Consider the following 15,971-nt stretch of genomic DNA (forward strand, 5'->3'; position numbering starts at 1 on the left):
CTGAGTCGGTCAATTTCCTGCTGTAAACACAGTGATGAGGATGCACCGGTGAATGATCATACCCATGGCCTGAGTGAGTGGTTCGACCTGACCTTTATGGGGCATGGCCATTGTTACTTGTGGCGTCCCGATCTCGTTTTGCTCCATTCGATTTCCGATACGTTGATCGCTGCAGCCTACTTCACCATTCCGGTTGCTCTGTATGTTCTGATGGCCAAACGAAAAGATCTGGAATATCAGTGGATGTTCGTTCTGTTTGCCCTGTTCATCTTCGCCTGTGGCACCACACATCTTCTGTCTGTTTGGAACATCTGGCATGGCGATTACTACATTTCCGGCGCCGTAAAGGCCCTGACCGCCATTGTTTCCATTCTTACTGCCATTCTGATCTGGCCGCTGATTCCCAAGGCACTCGCCCTGCCCCGCCCAATGCAACTCCAGCAGGCAAACTTCGACCTGCAGTCTGAAGTCAATCTGCGGAAAATATCTGAAGGCAACCTTCTTACCGCACGCAATGAGCTCCAGAACCACGTCAAGCAGCTGCTTGAAACCAAGAAGCAACTCGAAACAGAAATTGCCTACCGCCGCGCCGCGGAGGAGAAAGAAAAAGCCAAATCCCTTGCCCTGGAGCGGTCAAATGAGGATCTGGAACAGTTTGCTTTCATCGCCTCCCACGACCTCAGGGAACCATTGAGAAAGCTCATGTCGTTTACCCAGCTGCTTTCGTCCGGCCGCTACGGCAGCTTCGACGAAAAAGGCCAGCAGTTTGTGGCGTACATCCGGGACGCGGCCGAGCGTATGGAAGCCCTGATCAACAGCTTGCTTGCCTATAGCCAGGTCACCACACAGAACAGTGAACTCGAAGAAGTCTCTTTTGCAGAACTGACCCGGGAAACCGAGCGAGACCTACAACTCAGAATTGAAGAGTGCGACGCCCGGATCGAAAAGAACATCGAGGGCTCGGTGATGGGCAACCGTTCCCAACTTCGACAGGTGATGCAGAACCTCATTGGCAATGCGATCAAATACCGGGCTCCGGACAAAGCGCCGGTCATCCGGATTACCGGCGCCCCGGTCTCGGAGCAGACCTACCGGTTGACCGTGGCCGATAACGGCATCGGTTTTGATCCGCAGTACAAGGACCAGATATTCGAGGTTTTCAAACGTCTCCATGGGCGGGACGAGTACGAGGGTACCGGCATGGGGCTGGCTATCTGCAAGAAGGTTATTGAACGGCATGGAGGCTCCATCACCGCAACAAGCAAGGTCGGCGAAGGATCAACGTTCCAGATCGATCTTCCCGTCCATCACATGAGGCAGTTCTCCGCATGAGACCCATCACGATTCTAATGGCCGATGACGATCCTCTGGATCGCATGCTGACCCAGGAAGCCTTCGAGGAGAGCAAATCCATTAATCCACTGTATTTCGTGGAGAATGGCGAGGAGCTGCTGAAATACCTGCGCCGCCATCCGCCCTACAACGCAGAAGAACACCCGTTTCCCGATCTGATTCTGCTTGATCTGAACATGCCGAAAATGGACGGCAGGGACTGCCTGGTCGCCATCAAGAAAGACCCGACGCTGAAGCATGTGCCGGTCATTGTTCTGACCACCTCGAACCGCGAAGAAGAAGTGTTCCGTAGCTACGACCTCGGCGCCAGTTCCTTCATCTCGAAGCCGGTCGATTTTGAAAAACTGGTCAGCCAGATACGAATCTTCAACAGTTACTGGTGTTCCATCGTGGAGTTGCCTGATGCCAGCGAACACTGAATTCCACGTTGTCGTCATCGAGGATGACAGTGCCGACTTCCTCATTCTGGAAAGCCTGCTGCTGGCTTCCCAACGCTTCCGTTTTCGGCTCACCCATGTGAAAAGCTTTCAGGAAGCCCAGCAGTACCTGACCAATCCCGCTCACGACATTTTCCTGCTGGACTATTTTCTCGGGGCGGATACCGCCATCGACTTCCTGAAAGAGGCGTCGCTGCTGCACATTTCGCAGCCGGTTGTGGTGCTGACCGGTGCTGATTCCGGACGCATTGACGACGAAGTGATCAACCTGGGCGCGGCCGACTTTTTGCCCAAGAATGAGCTGTCCACCCCACTGCTGGAACGCACCATTCACCATGCCATCGAACACAAACGCGCGGAAATCAATCTGGAGCGACTGGCCAAACGCGACCCCCTGACCGGGCTTGGCAACCGCCTGCTGTTCGAGGAAATGCTGGAGGCCTCTCTGGCCCGGGCCAAACGCAAAAAGGGCAAGCTGGCGGTACTGTTCCTCGATCTTGATCGTTTCAAGGAAATCAACGATTCCCTTGGCCACCCGACCGGTGACCTTTTGCTTACCCTGATTGCCGACCGCATCCGCAAGGTGATCCGCAGCTCGGATTTTGCCGCCAGAATTGGCGGCGACGAATTCACCATCCTGGTCGACGAAATCCACGACTACGAGGACGCGGCCCTGGTGGCCACCAAGCTGCTTGAGGCCATCGCGCCCCCCACGGCGATCCGCGGACACGAGATCAACATCTCCGCCAGTATCGGCATTGCGCTGTACCCGGAAAACGGGAAAACGCCGATCAAGCTGATGCAGAAGGCCGACATTGCGCTGTATGAGGCCAAACGGCACGGCATCAACCGGCTACAGTGTTTTACGGCGCGGCTGCAAACCGAGCTTGAGAAAAACATCAAACTTGAGAAAGGGTTGCGGCGGGCACTGGAGCACAACGAATTCGAGCTCTATCTGCAGCCCAAGTGGAACCTCGCCGACCGGACCATTATCGGATTCGAAGCCCTGTTGCGCTGGATCGAGGACGAAGGTGGCGTAAAACGCTTCGTATCCCCGGCCGAGTTCATTCCCATCGCCGAGAAAACCGGCCTGATCATCCCGCTCGGAGCCTGGGTGATCGAGCAAACCTGCCAGTTGCTGAAAGATTGGGAAGCGCGCGGCATTACCCAGTTTCCGATTGCCATCAACGTATCCCCGGTGCAGCTCAAGCCCGGCAACTTCGGTGCGTCGGTCAAGGCCGTGCTCGACAGGGAGGGCATACCGTCAAGATTGCTTGAAATCGAGCTGACCGAAGAAACCATGGTGGACATCAATTCGGAAGACGATAACGCCTTGGAAGAGCTCGATCAGATCCGATCAACCGGTGCCAAGATCTACATAGACGATTTCGGCACCGGGTATTCGTCGCTGAAATACCTGAAGCATTTCCCGGCCGATTACCTGAAAATCGACAAGAGCTTTGTCTCCGTCGATGGCATGGACTCTCTGGCTGAACCGGCCATTTGCCGCGCCATTGTGACCATGGCCGAATCCTTGGGGATGCAGGTGATTGCAGAAGGCATCGAAACTGAGGAGCAACTGGCGGCCCTGACCGCAATCCAGTGTAGCATGGGGCAAGGTTACCTGATTGCCAAGCCCATGCCGGCAGAGCAGGCTCTGCAGCTGGCACTGGGCCAGCAGGGCCGGAGCTCCGAACTCTCCGGGCAGCTGTCGTCGTCAGGGGGGCGGAATCGCCAATGAACATGCCCGCTGATCCGCAAAATGAGAGACAGATTGAACCCTGCTCGCCATCGAGACCGTTCAGGATCGCGCTTCTGGCGCCCCGGGAGGAAGAACGGGAGGAACTCTGCGACGCGCTGCAGGTCAACGGCATGGGCCACGAACTCATGGTTTTCAATGACGCAGACCAGTTGTTCGAGGTCATTGAAGCGGCCAGCATTAGCCGGGGTACCCGAAACGGCGGCCTCCCGAACCTGCTGATGATCGCCGCGGCGACCGGCACCCGCTCAACCACCGACATCCTTTCGCGCATCAAGGCCACGGCGACCATCAAGGCCATTCCGGTGATCGTCTTCTGTCCTCGCGATGTGGCGTCAAGCACACCACAGCTTTACCAGCTGGGCGCAGCGTCGGTGATTCGCATGCCGCTTCAGTTCAACGGCCTGATCGAAATCATCCGCGTTATGGAAGACTACTGGTTCAAGGTCGCACTACCACCCCCGGTCTGACCGAAGGGCCGGGGGTGGTGGATGCAATCCGTGCTATTTCTTTACCCACTGACCGTCGATCAGCACGAACTGACCCGGGGGCGTTTTCTCGATTGCTTTCTTGCCGGCCACGGTTTCTACCTGGGTGACCGGGATGTTGTGTTTCTCGGCAATGCGGGTGTATTCGTCTCTGCGGGCGCTGTTGATGGCCTGCGCCACCTCACGGGCCTCGCCACCGGCCTTGACCACGTCCAGGTAACCCGCTGGCGTCTCACCCACCGCCCCCTGCTGCTTTGCGGATTCCAGCTTCTGTTTAGCCTCGTCGAGGCTCATGGCAAATGCCGGCAGAGCCAGGCTCAATGCCAGAATTACCGCACCCAGTTGCATCAATCGTTTCATTATCAACTCCTTGCAAGCGCCGGCTTCGATTAGAACAGACCCTGTTCACTGAACAGCTCGTCCACCTCTTTGTCGACCTTGACGTAGATTTCATGCTGGATCTTGACGTTAAGGTTCACCGTAATGGGCTCTTTCGGTGCAGCCATCTGCACCGTGGGCGTGCACCCGTACATCGCCAACGGCAACATCATGATCATCAACATACGCACTGCGCGCGGCCGGAACGACCGCAATCCATTCATCATGGCACTGTCTCCTGCCCGGACTACTGCCCGGATTGTTGCAGGCGTTCCCGAACCCTCTCGGTCACCGCCTCATTTACCCTGCCGCTCAGCTGCAGGCTGGTTAACAGGGCCGGAATGTCTTCTTCAAGATTAATGTTCAGCACCACCGGTTGCCCGCCGCGGACGTCGGGGTTTTCACCCTCCAGCCGCAAACCGAGCACCAGCTTACCGGTGTTATCGTAGTCTATCGTGCTATCGAGCACCGAATAGTGAAAGTTTTGCAAAGCCTCCACCACCAGCTCCATGGCCTGGCTGCTTCCCAGCATGGCCTGCAGCCGCTCAGCGGGCAGTCTCAGTAATCCGCCCGGTGCCATGGCAGACACCCGGCCCTGCTCCACCTCAACACCGGACCCGCTGACCTTCAACGGAACGCGGCCGCTGAGCGTACCGGAGCCCGCCAGCCCCTCCGTCGGGTACACCTGCAAAAGCTTCGCCAGTGACACCTCGTACACATCAATGGGCAGCCGCCAGGGTTGTCGGGCAAGGTCAAACGAGCCGGGCGCCACTCGCAAACGGCCATCCAGAAACCCGGCCGTCGCCTGCTGAATGTCCAGAACGCCGGCGGCAAGCTCAGTCCGGGGCGCCCGGTATACTGCGAGCACACGCACCGGGCCGATACCAATACCGGAGTTGATCTGGCCGATCTCCATATCCCGGACACGGGCCACCAGCGCGTCCTGTTCCAGGCTGACCAGCAGGCGCCCATTCAGGCCGGAGACAGCGGTGCGGTCAATCAGGCCGCCCACCCCGTCGAAGTCCAGTTGGCCGTGCACCGCCAAGGGCTGGCCGGGGGCCTGGTGCACCCGAGCTTCCAACTGTATCTGTCCGGCACTCAATTCCAGCGACCCGGGCCAGTCCACAAATGTGGCCGCCATCGCCTTTGTGCCCTGCCCTCCACCGAGGGCCATCATCGCATTGGCCATCAGGAACGTCCCCATCCGATGTCTCGCAGCGACCTCTGCGGTCAGACCGGAATCGGCCCTTAGTTGCCCCGCGACCCTCACGTCGCTCAAGGGCCCCCTCACCGTGCCGTCGAATTGCCAGCCCAGGGCGTTCAGGGTTGGGTGGTGCAGCGCGCCAATATTCACTGCCACTTGACCGGTTATCGAACTGCGCTCAGGCAAGGTACCCGGAGTGTCCAGGTCCACGGTGAGGGTGACATCCGTCAGGTCCACGCGCACATCATTCAGTTGCAGTCCATTACCGGCTATGTTCTGAACGATCCGTGCCGCCCGCAGGCGGGAACCGGGCTTGAAGCGGATCCGGGCCACGTTATTATCCGCGTCAACGGCGGTGACCACATCGGCATGAAGGCCGGTAAATGACCAGCCTCCGGAGTGAATATCCGGTAGCGCCAGGTCAAATTGGCCCTGCTGCAGCACCAGCGACCAGCTCATGGCAAAGACAGGCTGAGTGAGCACGAGGCACATCGCCAGAACTGCCAGGTGGACCCGGGGCTTCCATGGCGAGAGGCCATCACAAGACAACATAGTGCTCCTGTCGATCAGGGCGATGACCCCTGGCGGGTTTTCATCAAACCGAAGCGCTCCACCACGGAATAAACGGATCCCTGATCGCCCCTTTTGCTTTCAAACAGGACAAAATCGGAGACAGTAAAGCTTCCGAACGAACAGCTCTGGTATTCGTCCAGCAACGCTGCCACGGAACCCGGCTGTTTGCCAAATCTCGCCAATGTCACATGGGGGCGAAAGCCCCGTTTCTCTGGCGTGAATCCGAGGCCTGTGATGCGGGCGGCCAGCGCTTCATGCATCACTGCAATCGGATTCAGCGGCTGCACGCCAGCCCACACATGGCGAGGATTGTGTGGCGGACCAAAGCTGCCAAGGCCGTGGACGTCCAGTTCGAAGGGCTCAAGCGGGAGATCCCTGGCAGCGGCCCGGGCATTCACCGCCCTGCCAGACTCCACATCCCCAAGAAACAACAGGGTGATGTGGAACTGATCATCGCGCTGCCAGCGCGCGCCGGCAACCGGCGTAGGCACCTGCAGCAGCCGTTGCCGGATAGCGGCGGGAATCTCGAGCCCGAAAAACAGCCGGTGCATTACGCTCCTCAATCTACCCGGGTGATGTTCTGACAGGAACTCGCCATCTTGAGCCTGCACAAGTGTACGCTTTAGAGTGCCAGCAGAACGAGGCCGAGAATCGCCAGCGCCAGCAGGAACCCGCGCGCGTAGAAATCCGGTCGGCGGTCGTCATCGCCGGTCACGACAGCCTCGGGCGCCGATGCTTCGTATTCCGACACCACCTGTCTGGCGCGGTACAGGTCCTCATCCGCCACATGAACGTTGCTGAAACCGGCTGCGCCGATTTCACCCATCGCCCCCTGCAGATACAGGCCGCCAACGTACGTCTCAATGCCGTTCGCCTCGATCAGACCGGCCACAATGTGCGCCTCGGTGATATCACGGGCTCTGTAGGCTATTTGCAACGCCTTGCTCCTTCTGTGATGGTTCCGGTAGGCATCCGCCGCACCGGGCGAGTATTATCTGAAGCATAGTTGAAGAGTCGTCGAAGCATAGTTTTCCGGGGGTTACCGGATTCATCTGGATACGGGCTGCGCCATGTTATGGATTGTGATTACCATCATCGGGCTGATCATTGCGATTACGCTGGTCCTGTTTCGGGTAGAGGACTTTTCTCATTTTGATCAGGACGAGCATTCCGTGCGCGAATCGCTGCCAAGCGAGGCCCACGAACAGGTGCTCGGGCGCATCCGCGACATGGGCAATGCATCGCGTGGGTTGAGGGGCAAAGCGCGGCTGGTGGCATTGCGCCAGCATATGGACGGCCTCAGCGAAGGTCTGGCGCTTGTCTCGGAGTTCCGTTTCAACGACCAACCCCGCGGCGAGTGGGTACTGGCGCCGGGAGCGGATAGCCAACGGCGGATTCTCTACATTCACGGTGGCGCGTGGGCCGCAGGCAGCCCCCGCAGTCATCGCGCCATTACTGACCGGCTCTCTCACATCGCTAACGCAGCGGTCTTCGCACTCGACTACCGCCTGATGCCGGAGAACCGCTTCCTGGACGGCGTAAGAGATTGCCGCAAAGCCTATGCATGGCTTCTCGACCACGGCCCTGATGGCGAAGCCGCTGCTGATTTCATGGTCGTTGCCGGCGATTCCGCAGGTGGCAGCCATGCCCTTGCCCTGATTGCCTGGATTCGGGATAGCGGCCTGCCGCAGGCCGACGCGGCCATCGCCCTGTCTCCCTCGACCGACCTGACTCTGACCGCACCCAGTAATCGCACCAACATCAACAGCGACCCACTGTTGGGACCGGTATTCGGCGGTTTGTCCAAGATCCCACTGCCAGTGATCTGGTGGGCCACGCTGGCCGCCTTTCGCGTGTCACCTACCAGTCCGGTGGCGTCGCCCCTGAGAGGCAACCTGGCCAATCTTCCGCCCACCCTGATCCACGCCAGCGATACCGAGATGCTGCTGGACAACGCCCGCCGGTACGCAGCCAAAGCGCGATCCATGGCATCCCCGGTTGAGCTGCACACCTGGCCCGGCATGGTGCACGTCTGGCAGATTTTTACGCCATTGCTGCCAGAGGCCAACGATGCCTTCGACGACATCGCCGAGTTTCTGGCGCACCTGGAAGCAGCACAGGATCACAAATCGTAACCTGACATCCCGGCGAAACCATAATAATCTGACGTGATGATCAGGCAGTCAGGACTCCAGCATGGGTAGGTCGTTGCGATACATAGTGATTGTGTGCCTTTCAGCGTTAGCACTTGGCGGCTGTGCCAGTAACCAGGCTGTGCAGAAGGGATCGCCTGACGGCTACGCCCACGCACCAGAGCCGCCGCCACAGCACTCCGCCAAAGCACAGAAACTCTGGCAGGTGTTCGAGCGCTATCAGGGCACGCCGTACCATTACGGGGGCACCTCGGCCCGCGGCTTTGATTGTTCCGGTTTTATTCTCACGGCCTACCGGGAGGGCCTGGGCAAGCAACTTCCACGCACCACGTCACAGATGCTCGCTTACGGAGATGCCGTGCACCCGGGAGACATCGAGCCCGGTGATCTTGTGTTCTTTCGCATCGGCGGAAAAGAGCAACACGCCGGCATCTACATGGGCGGAGACCGGTTTATTCACGCATCGACGTCGTCCGGTGTCACCCAGTCATCGCTGAACGGGTATTACTGGAAAGGCCGCCTTACCGAAGCCCGGCGCTTTGACTGATGCCGGGGATATCCGATTAATGCGCCCTTGCCACACCTGTCTCGGGTTGATCGCCACGCTGCTCTTAAGCCTGCCTGCTACCGCAGAGGTTGAACTCACCCCCGTTGCCGGCTATCGCATGGGCGGCGAGTTCGACGTCAACAACCGGACTGACAACGAAGACCGCCGCGTGGATCTTGAAGACAGCGTAAGCCAGGGGCTGTTGCTGAATGTAGACCTGAGCGAACCCGGCAAACAGCTGGAGTTCTATCTGGGAAGGCAGGAAACAACGGCAAGAAGTTCCGAGGGTTTACTGACACCGACCAGGACCAGCGTGGACCTCACGATTACCCAGTTGCAGTTCGGCGGTCTCTATTTTCCCGGCGGCACCACCACAGGCGGGTTCGTTTCAGGTGTGGCCGGCGTCACCCGACTGGACCCGAAACCCTCAGGCCTGGACACCCATCACCGCGCCTCACTGTCACTGGGCGGTGGTTACAAGTGGCCGTTGAACGACCACCTGCGGCTGAGACTGGACTTGAGGGGGCTTTACACCGTGCTGGATAGTGGTGGCGCGGTGTTCTGTTCCGGAGGCTGCAATGTCCGCTTCGAAAGTAACGGCTTTTTTCAGGTAGAGGCGTCCGCCGGGCTCGTCGTCCGCTTCTGATCAGGCCTTCTTGCGTCTCACGTACAACACCTTGTGCACCCGTGCGACGCACACCCCGGCCTCATCAACAATATCCACATCCCACTCCGGCAACATTTTTTCGCCACTGGCAGTGGCCTCTCGGATGGCCGCCACGCGCTCTTCGGTCAGCTCGAAACGGGCCGTTACCGTACCCTTGCCCGGGCGAATGAAGTCGATGCTGGCCGACTTGTCCCATACGATGTAGTCGTCCCCCAGCTTGCGCATCAGCAGCAACATGTACATGGGATCCACCATGCTGTAGAGCGAGCCGCCAAAATGGGTACCCACGTAATTGGTGTTGTACCAGTGCTGGCGCATCTCTACCGTGGCGGAGCTGAAGTCATCAGCGAGCTGTGTCACCTTGACCCCGGCGCCCAGATACGGTGCAAAGGTAGACAGAAAACGGCGCAGGGCGCCGGCGCTGGTAAACCAGCGTCGAAGAGTGGAATTCATCAGCAAACCTCGGTGGTCGGTCGGTTTCGGAAATACTGGATAGCCGGCCATCTTCAAGACAGCTGCCAGCCATTGCAAGCCATTTCATACGACCGTTTGAATGCTAGAGACCATTTCCCAGCGCAAGGTGCAGCGCAATCGCGGTCATCATCAGGCCGATCAAGCCATCGATGATCCGCCAGGCCAGCGGCCGCGCGAGAATCGGCGCCATGGCAGACCCGCACCAGGCCAGCAATCCGAACCACAGCACGGAGGCACTGCTGGCCCCGGCGACGAAGGTGGTGGCATCCGGCTGCTGGGCACCCACTGCAGGAATCAGCAACAGAGTGTCCAGATAAACCTGCGGGTTCAGCAAGGTCACAGCCAGGGTCGTAGACACCACCGCTTTCAGGCTTCGTTTGGTCGCTTCGCCGGTTTCCAGGGCAGCCCGGCCACGAGCAGCTCGCATAAATGCCTGAGCCCCGAGCCAGCCAAGAAACACCACCCCAAGCCAGCGCAGAATGTCCAGGGCCTGGGGCATCGCCATTAATGCTGCACTGACACCGAACATCCCCAACGTAAACAGGGTGACATCCGCCACCATGCAAACACCGGCTGACCACCAGTGATGCTCCCGGCGGATGGCCTGGCTCAGCACATACGCATTCTGCGCACCAATGGCGACGATGATTCCGCCGCAGACAATCAAACCTGTCAGGTAACTCTCCAGCACGCTCTACCCCCTTATCCAGTTGCGCAAGGCTGCCGCTCTGCGACTATACTCGGACGCTCGGCCTGACGATCGGACACTTCTCAGCCACAAGGACAAACGATTGGATCTGACCACACCCGCACTCCTGTTTCCTGCCATCTCGCTGCTGTTACTGGCGTACACCAACCGGTTCCTCGTTCTGGCGCAACTGATTCGCCAGCTCAAACAGATGGACACCGAGGAGGACCATGCGTTGATTGCGCGGCAGATCGGCATGCTGCGTAAGCGCATTGTGCTGACCAAGCGCATGCAGACCTACGGGGTGCTCAGCTTTTTCCTGTGCACGGTGTCGATGTTCCTGCTGTTTCTCGGCTCTGACCTGCCGGGCGTGGTGGCGTTCGGCGCCAGTCTGGTGCTGCTGTCGTTATCACTGCTCTACTCCCTTTATGAGATACAGATTTCGACCAACGCCATCAACGTTGAACTGGCCAGCTTCGAAGCGCGGAAAAGCTCCGGCAAGGGGGGTACCGACTACTCCTGACGCCCGGGACCGCCGCGGCGAATCCGCCTGACCCCGAACCAGTGCGGAAAGCGCAGCAGGCAGAACAGGGCGATCACGTCGTAAACCGCGTGCCAGAGCATCACCAGCACGATACTCTCAGACAGCAGGTAGGCCACCCCCAGAATCAGACCCAGCCCGGTGGCGATCAGGAAGTAGGTGAACGACACCCAGTGCACCAGCCCGAACAGCACGGACGCGCCCAGCACCGCCACCGCGGCAGGGGTGTGCATCAGCAACCCGCCCTGAACCGCGCCGCGGAACAGCAGCTCCTCGCCGATACCCGCCAGCAGTGACAGGCACACCAGCACCGCGGGCGAATAGCTGACCGCGAAGTCATACAACCCCTGCATCTGCCGCTCAAGGGTGTCCGGCAGCAATCCGGGAATGCGGGTACACCAAAGCAGACCGGCATAGGTCAGCGCCGCACCGATCGCCCCCCATAACAGGCTGTGCCAGAGGCCGTGACCCAGCAGCGGAACCGGGATATCGAGCAGCACAATGACCACCAGACCGACCACACCAATGGCGCTCTGAAAAGCCAGGGCGGTCAGCGCGGGTATTCCGGGTGGACGCCGGTTGCTCATCTGCAACTACTGATCGAACAGCGGCTTCACCGGGAACAGGTCATCGTATTGCGGCGCCTGTTTCTGTGCCTTGGCCTGGAAGGTTTTCATCATGTCGGTGGGGCGGAACATGCCGGCCTGCCACGTGGCCATGTACTTCAGGCTGTCTTCCACGCTGTGGTCGCGGCTGTAATTGAGCATTTCCTTGCAACCGGTCACCGCCAGCGGCGAATTGGCGGCAATCTGCTCTGCTACCGCCATCACCGCCACCAGCAGGGCTTGATGATCCGGGTACACCGAATTTACAAAACCCAGACGATGGGCCTCCTCGGCAGCACACTTGCGCCCGGTGTAGGCGAGTTCACGCACCACACCCTCAGGCATCAGTTTTGGCAGACGCTGAAGCGTGCCCACGTCCGCGGTCATGCCCAGCTCGGTTTCCTTGATAGTGAAGTAGGCATCCTCGGTGCAGTAACGGCTGTCTGCCGCGCAGACCAGATCCAGCGCACCGCCAATACAGCCACCGTGGATAGCAGCCAGTACCGGTAGACGGATCTGCTCCAGCGACGTCAGCGTGTCCTGCAACTGCAGCACCACGCGGCGCAGATTTTCCGCCATGCGGCCCGGATCACCGCTCATGGGCACCGATTTCGGGTCACTGAACACGCTCAGATCCATGCCCGCGGAAAAATGCTTACCGGTGGATGAGAGCACGATGACCCGGGCATCGGAATTGGCTTCAATGTCCTGCATGCAGCGGGGCAGTTCCAGCCAAAACGTCTTGTTCATGGTGTTCAGCGCGTCCGGGCGACTGAACTGCACATGGGCAATGTGGTTGGACACCTCAATGGAAAAACTCTCATAAGTTGCAAGTTCTGGCACGCGGCACTCCTTTTTTACGCAGATCGGATTCGGGTCAGCGCCGATTAAACCATGTTCCCGGGTACAGCGCCCACCCCCGGCCCGTCGTGAGCGCGCTATTGGCGCCCGGAACCTTTGCCGGGTGGAAATTTCCACCAGGCGAAGAGCACGGCCAATCCGAACAGGGAATACGCGACGATGAAAACCCAGGGTGGCGCCTCGTAGTACAGCAAACGCTGCAACCAGTGCTGTACAAAGCTGCCGGTGTACCCTGCTTCGCCGGCCTCGGCGCGCAGCCACATCTCCAGTGTGGTCAGGGGGCACAACACTCCCAGCCATGCCTGCAACACCACGACCCCGATCGCCAACAGGTGGAGGTAGCGAAACCCACGCCGGTTCACCCAATGCCAGCCCAGCCGATTGCCGACCAGAATCAGCACCAGCCCGCCGACCACGAACACCACGATCGCGACGTGAACGGCCAGCACCGCATCCGCCAGAATCTGATAAGGCATGGTTCGTGTCCTGCTATGACCGCCCGGACGGCATCACCACCCACTCCGGATCCTCGAACTCCCCGAGCGGATGGATTTCGACAAACGGCGCGGCGTTGCGGATGATCTCAGCAATGCGAGGATTCTTCCCGGATTCCATCGCACCCCGGGCCGCCTTGCTTTCCCAGGTGGCGATGGCGATCAAAGCGCGGGGGTCACCGATCTTCCGGTGCAGTTCCGTTCCACGTGCGCCCGGCGCCTGTTGTATCAACTCGCTGGCCCGCACCCAGGCGTCGGCGTATTCCTCTGCGGTGTGTCCTTCGCGGATACGAACTTCAAAGATAAATTTCATCATCCCTCCCCTGTGGATCGTGCTGTTCAGCCACACGTTGCACTCAATCACTGAGCCTGCTGGTTAATGCTTATGAGAAATACCTTTGCATTCCGCTCAGTCAGGAGTATGGTGACTCTCGTTGGAAAGATTTAGCAAAGCATTTCATCAATAAGACGCTTCTCTGTAGTTCATTCGTAGTGCAACGTCCTGTTTTTGACCACGCCAGTTTTTTGTTTCCCGCACAACGCTGATCTGACGTCATCGCGACGGTCAGGCGGCACACAAAATTTAGAATTCAGGATAGTTAAACTATGTCTACTGTTACCGGTACTGTTAAGTTCTTCAACGAATCAAAAGGTTTTGGCTTCATTACTCGTGAAGGCGGCCCCGACGTATTCGTTCACTACAGCGCCATTCAGGGCGGCGGTTTCAAGACTCTGGCAGAAGGCCAGCAGGTTGATTTCACCGTGACTCAGGGCCAGAAAGGTCCTCAGGCGGAAAATGTTGTTGGTCTGTAAATAACAGTCCACGCATTAAAAAAAGGCAGCTTCGGCTGCCTTTTTTCGTTTCCCTTGCCCCGCCCTCTCCGGCAGTCTCGCCTCACCGTTACTTGCCCAGCAACTCCCCGACCGGCCGCAAATCGACAACGTGATCGCACAAGGATTTTACGATCATCAGAATCGGTGTCGCGACGATCAGCCCGATTGGCCCCCAGATCCAACCCCAGAACAGCAAGCCGATAAAAATAGATACGGTGTTCAGACTCGATACATGACTGGTCATCCAGGGCGTCATCAGATATCCCTGAATGCTGGTGATCACCAGCGACACCAGGCCCACCACGAGCACCATGTCCACCGTCCCGAACTGTAAAAACGCCGCCAGACAGACGCCAATAAACACGAGAAACGGGCCAAGGTAGGGGATTCCGCTGGCGATACCCGCCGCAACCCCCCACAAACCCGCTTCCTCCACACCGATGGCGAGGAAGGCAAGCCAGGTGGCTATGCCCACAAACAAAGCCCCGACGAGCATCACAAACAGGAACTGCCGTACCTGGTGATGAAAATCGTTCATCAGCCGGGCCGCATTGCGCATTCGTTGGAAGGATGGACCGGACAATCGAATGACCTTTCGGCGATACAGTTTGCCGATGGAAAGCATGAAAAACACCAGAAACACAACGGAGAACAATTGCGAAAACAGCAACAATGCCGCGGACGAGCCGCGCATCAGGTAGTTCCGCAAATTGAAGGAATCATCCACGATACGTACCGGCGTTACGCCAGGATCGGAGTCTTCCTCGTCGTTCTTTTTGGCTGTTGACTCAATTTCCTTTACCGCTTTCTCCGCCTTTTCCAGCAAGTCCTCTTCCCCGCCCACCGGTGTCTGGGCGCGTATACGCTCGATTTGCTTCGCGGCCAGCGGGATCTTGTCCAGCATGGCCATGGCTTCACGCTGCAGAGGGATACTGGCCGCCGCGGCCAGAGCAATCAGCGACAGGATAACGATCCCCGCGCCAATGGCACGTGGAATCCGCAACCGTCCAAAAGCAGATACCAGAGGGTCCAGCGCATAAGACACCAGAACCGCCACGACCAGAGGCAACAGAATGGCTTCGGCCCAGTCGATGAAAAATACAGTGGCGATCGTGGCCAGCACAACCAGCGCCGCATCCCTCACCTTGACCGGACTTTTCCACACCGGTTCCGCCTGATCCGATTGTACATTTCGATCCTCGTCTTCCATGGGAGTCATCCTTATTGCTCTTACCACGCCAGCCAGATTACATGGCGGGCGCCTTTGCCCGGACGGTGAGCCCGCACGGTGACCGGATCCACTGAGAGCCCGGCGCGCTTCAGCCGCTCGGTAAAGGCCGGGTCCTGCCCTGCAGACCAGTACGCCAGAATGCCGTCCGGCCGCAACGCCGCCTGGGCCGCTTCGATGCCTGCCGTGGTGTACAGCCAGTCATTTTCCTTGCGGGTCAGCCCCTCGGGGCCGTTATCAATATCCAGAAGTATCGCATCGAAGGCGCTGACTGAATCCCGGATCAGCTGCACCACATCCCCCACATGTACCCGCGCCCGCGGATCATGCAATGGATAGCCAGCGGCCGATCCCAGGTGCCCACGATTCCAGGCCTCCACTTCCGGAACCAGTTCGGCGACCGTCACTTCCGCGTTGTCGCCCAGTGACTGCAACGCCGCCGCCAGGGTAAAGCCCATACCCAGACCACCTATCAGCACCCGCGGCGCCGGGTGATCCGCAAGACGCTCGCAGGCGAGCGTGGCCAGCGCATCCTCCGACCCATGCAGACGACTGTTCATCAGTTCACCGGTGGTGCCGGCGATTTTGATGGAAAACTCGTCATTGCGCTGCAGCAGCCTCAACTGGGTTCCCTTACCCGGGATGGTCGCGATGCCGAGTAGTTCAAAACGAGCCATAAAGTGTGTC

The 15,971-nt window shown here is 58.9% G+C and carries 22 protein-coding genes; 9 read left to right on the top strand and 13 right to left on the bottom strand.

Translation table 11 applies throughout. From position 1 onward, the window contains the following. Positions 1–48: 48 nt before the first annotated feature. From R0125_RS13905 to R0125_RS13920, 4 genes are read left to right on the top strand one after another with little or no spacing between them, the layout of a single operon-like run. The gene (locus R0125_RS13905; protein WP_317238580.1) at positions 49–1,332 is read left to right on the top strand and encodes a sensor histidine kinase; all 1,284 of its coding nucleotides are present in this window, start codon (positions 49–51) and stop codon (positions 1,330–1,332) included. Beyond that, positions 1,329–1,772 carry a response regulator gene (locus R0125_RS13910; RefSeq protein ID WP_317238581.1) on the top strand — a complete coding sequence of 148 codons (444 nt, stop codon included), beginning with the start codon at positions 1,329–1,331 and terminating at the stop codon, positions 1,770–1,772. Before R0125_RS13905 ends, R0125_RS13910 begins: the two co-directional genes overlap by 4 nt. Then, positions 1,756–3,531 (top strand): putative bifunctional diguanylate cyclase/phosphodiesterase, encoded by a 1,776-nt coding sequence (locus R0125_RS13915; RefSeq protein WP_317238582.1) that lies wholly within the window; start codon positions 1,756–1,758, stop codon positions 3,529–3,531. The genes R0125_RS13910 and R0125_RS13915 overlap by 17 nt, the downstream gene beginning before the upstream one ends. Further along, complete coding sequence (locus R0125_RS13920; RefSeq protein WP_317238583.1) at positions 3,528–4,019, top strand: hypothetical protein; 492 nt, start codon at positions 3,528–3,530, stop codon at positions 4,017–4,019. Before R0125_RS13915 ends, R0125_RS13920 begins: the two co-directional genes overlap by 4 nt. Positions 4,020–4,052: 33 nt before the next feature. Here R0125_RS13920 and R0125_RS13925 read toward each other — a convergent pair whose 3' ends face one another. The 5 genes from R0125_RS13925 to R0125_RS13945 form a co-directional block, all read right to left on the bottom strand. After that, the gene (locus R0125_RS13925) at positions 4,053–4,397 is read right to left on the bottom strand and encodes a YdbL family protein (protein ID WP_317238584.1); all 345 of its coding nucleotides are present in this window, start codon (positions 4,395–4,397) and stop codon (positions 4,053–4,055) included. Positions 4,398–4,426: 29 nt separating this feature from the next. Continuing rightward, positions 4,427–4,642 (bottom strand): YnbE family lipoprotein, encoded by a 216-nt coding sequence (locus R0125_RS13930; RefSeq protein WP_317238585.1) that lies wholly within the window; start codon positions 4,640–4,642, stop codon positions 4,427–4,429. A 20-nt stretch (positions 4,643–4,662) separates the two neighbouring features. Then, positions 4,663–6,171, bottom strand: a complete 1,509-nt coding sequence (locus R0125_RS13935; protein ID WP_317238586.1) for a YdbH domain-containing protein — start codon at positions 6,169–6,171, stop codon at positions 4,663–4,665. A 14-nt stretch (positions 6,172–6,185) separates the two neighbouring features. Further along, on the bottom strand, positions 6,186–6,743 hold the full coding sequence (gene thpR, locus R0125_RS13940) for an RNA 2',3'-cyclic phosphodiesterase (protein WP_248182595.1): 558 nt from the start codon (positions 6,741–6,743) through the stop codon (positions 6,186–6,188). 71 nt (positions 6,744–6,814) lie between these two features. Then, positions 6,815–7,129: a DUF2007 domain-containing protein gene (locus tag R0125_RS13945; protein WP_248182594.1), complete on the bottom strand. Its 315-nt coding sequence runs from the start codon at positions 7,127–7,129 to the stop codon at positions 6,815–6,817. A 133-nt stretch (positions 7,130–7,262) separates the two neighbouring features. Here R0125_RS13945 and R0125_RS13950 point away from each other — a divergent pair, with 133 nt between their 5' ends. The 3 genes from R0125_RS13950 to R0125_RS13960 all read left to right on the top strand — a co-directional run bounded on the left by R0125_RS13950 (position 7,263) and on the right by R0125_RS13960 (position 9,538). Next, a complete protein-coding gene (locus R0125_RS13950) occupies positions 7,263–8,327 on the top strand; it encodes an alpha/beta hydrolase (protein WP_317238587.1) in 1,065 nt (354 codons plus the stop codon). A 61-nt stretch (positions 8,328–8,388) separates the two neighbouring features. Then, positions 8,389–8,892, top strand: a complete 504-nt coding sequence (locus R0125_RS13955; RefSeq protein ID WP_317238588.1) for a C40 family peptidase — start codon at positions 8,389–8,391, stop codon at positions 8,890–8,892. 19 nt (positions 8,893–8,911) lie between these two features. Continuing rightward, complete coding sequence (locus tag R0125_RS13960) at positions 8,912–9,538, top strand: hypothetical protein (RefSeq protein ID WP_317238589.1); 627 nt, start codon at positions 8,912–8,914, stop codon at positions 9,536–9,538. Here the strand turns inward: R0125_RS13960 and R0125_RS13965 are convergent, their stop codons facing one another. Continuing rightward, on the bottom strand, positions 9,539–10,012 hold the full coding sequence (locus tag R0125_RS13965) for a DUF4442 domain-containing protein (protein ID WP_317238590.1): 474 nt from the start codon (positions 10,010–10,012) through the stop codon (positions 9,539–9,541). Positions 10,013–10,115: 103 nt separating this feature from the next. Beyond that, positions 10,116–10,724 carry a LysE/ArgO family amino acid transporter gene (locus tag R0125_RS13970; RefSeq protein ID WP_248182587.1) on the bottom strand — a complete coding sequence of 203 codons (609 nt, stop codon included), beginning with the start codon at positions 10,722–10,724 and terminating at the stop codon, positions 10,116–10,118. A gap of 100 nt (positions 10,725–10,824) precedes the next feature. On the opposite strand from R0125_RS13970, the gene R0125_RS13975 reads away from it, so the two are divergent. Continuing rightward, positions 10,825–11,244, top strand: coding sequence for a DUF2721 domain-containing protein (locus R0125_RS13975; protein ID WP_317238591.1), 420 nt, complete (start codon positions 10,825–10,827; stop codon positions 11,242–11,244). Here R0125_RS13975 and R0125_RS13980 read toward each other — a convergent pair. From R0125_RS13980 to R0125_RS13995, 4 genes are all read right to left on the bottom strand, one after another. Beyond that, positions 11,235–11,849 carry a CPBP family intramembrane glutamic endopeptidase gene (locus R0125_RS13980; protein WP_317238592.1) on the bottom strand — a complete coding sequence of 205 codons (615 nt, stop codon included), beginning with the start codon at positions 11,847–11,849 and terminating at the stop codon, positions 11,235–11,237. The genes R0125_RS13975 and R0125_RS13980 overlap by 10 nt on opposite strands. A 6-nt stretch (positions 11,850–11,855) precedes the next feature. Further along, entirely contained in the window at positions 11,856–12,710 is an 855-nt protein-coding gene (locus R0125_RS13985) for a crotonase/enoyl-CoA hydratase family protein (RefSeq protein WP_317238593.1), read from the bottom strand. Between the two features lie 95 nt (positions 12,711–12,805). Then, entirely contained in the window at positions 12,806–13,204 is a 399-nt protein-coding gene (locus tag R0125_RS13990) for a DUF2784 domain-containing protein (RefSeq protein WP_317238594.1), read from the bottom strand. Between the two features lie 13 nt (positions 13,205–13,217). After that, positions 13,218–13,535, bottom strand: coding sequence for an antibiotic biosynthesis monooxygenase family protein (locus tag R0125_RS13995; protein ID WP_317238595.1), 318 nt, complete (start codon positions 13,533–13,535; stop codon positions 13,218–13,220). Between the two features lie 293 nt (positions 13,536–13,828). Between R0125_RS13995 and R0125_RS14000 the strand changes: the two genes are divergently transcribed. Further along, complete coding sequence (locus R0125_RS14000) at positions 13,829–14,035, top strand: cold-shock protein (protein WP_248182581.1); 207 nt, start codon at positions 13,829–13,831, stop codon at positions 14,033–14,035. Between the two features lie 88 nt (positions 14,036–14,123). Here the strand turns inward: R0125_RS14000 and R0125_RS14005 are convergent, their stop codons facing one another. Together R0125_RS14005 and R0125_RS14010 are read right to left on the bottom strand one after the other, a co-directional pair. Then, the gene (locus R0125_RS14005) at positions 14,124–15,266 is read right to left on the bottom strand and encodes an AI-2E family transporter (protein WP_317238596.1); all 1,143 of its coding nucleotides are present in this window, start codon (positions 15,264–15,266) and stop codon (positions 14,124–14,126) included. 20 nt (positions 15,267–15,286) lie between these two features. Then, on the bottom strand, positions 15,287–15,961 hold the full coding sequence (locus R0125_RS14010; RefSeq protein ID WP_317238597.1) for a hypothetical protein: 675 nt from the start codon (positions 15,959–15,961) through the stop codon (positions 15,287–15,289). Positions 15,962–15,971: the final 10 nt, after the last annotated feature.

This window comes from Marinobacter sp. M-5 (genome assembly GCF_032911545.1).
In the GTDB taxonomy this organism is placed as follows: Bacteria; Pseudomonadota; Gammaproteobacteria; order Pseudomonadales; family Oleiphilaceae; genus Marinobacter; species Marinobacter goseongensis.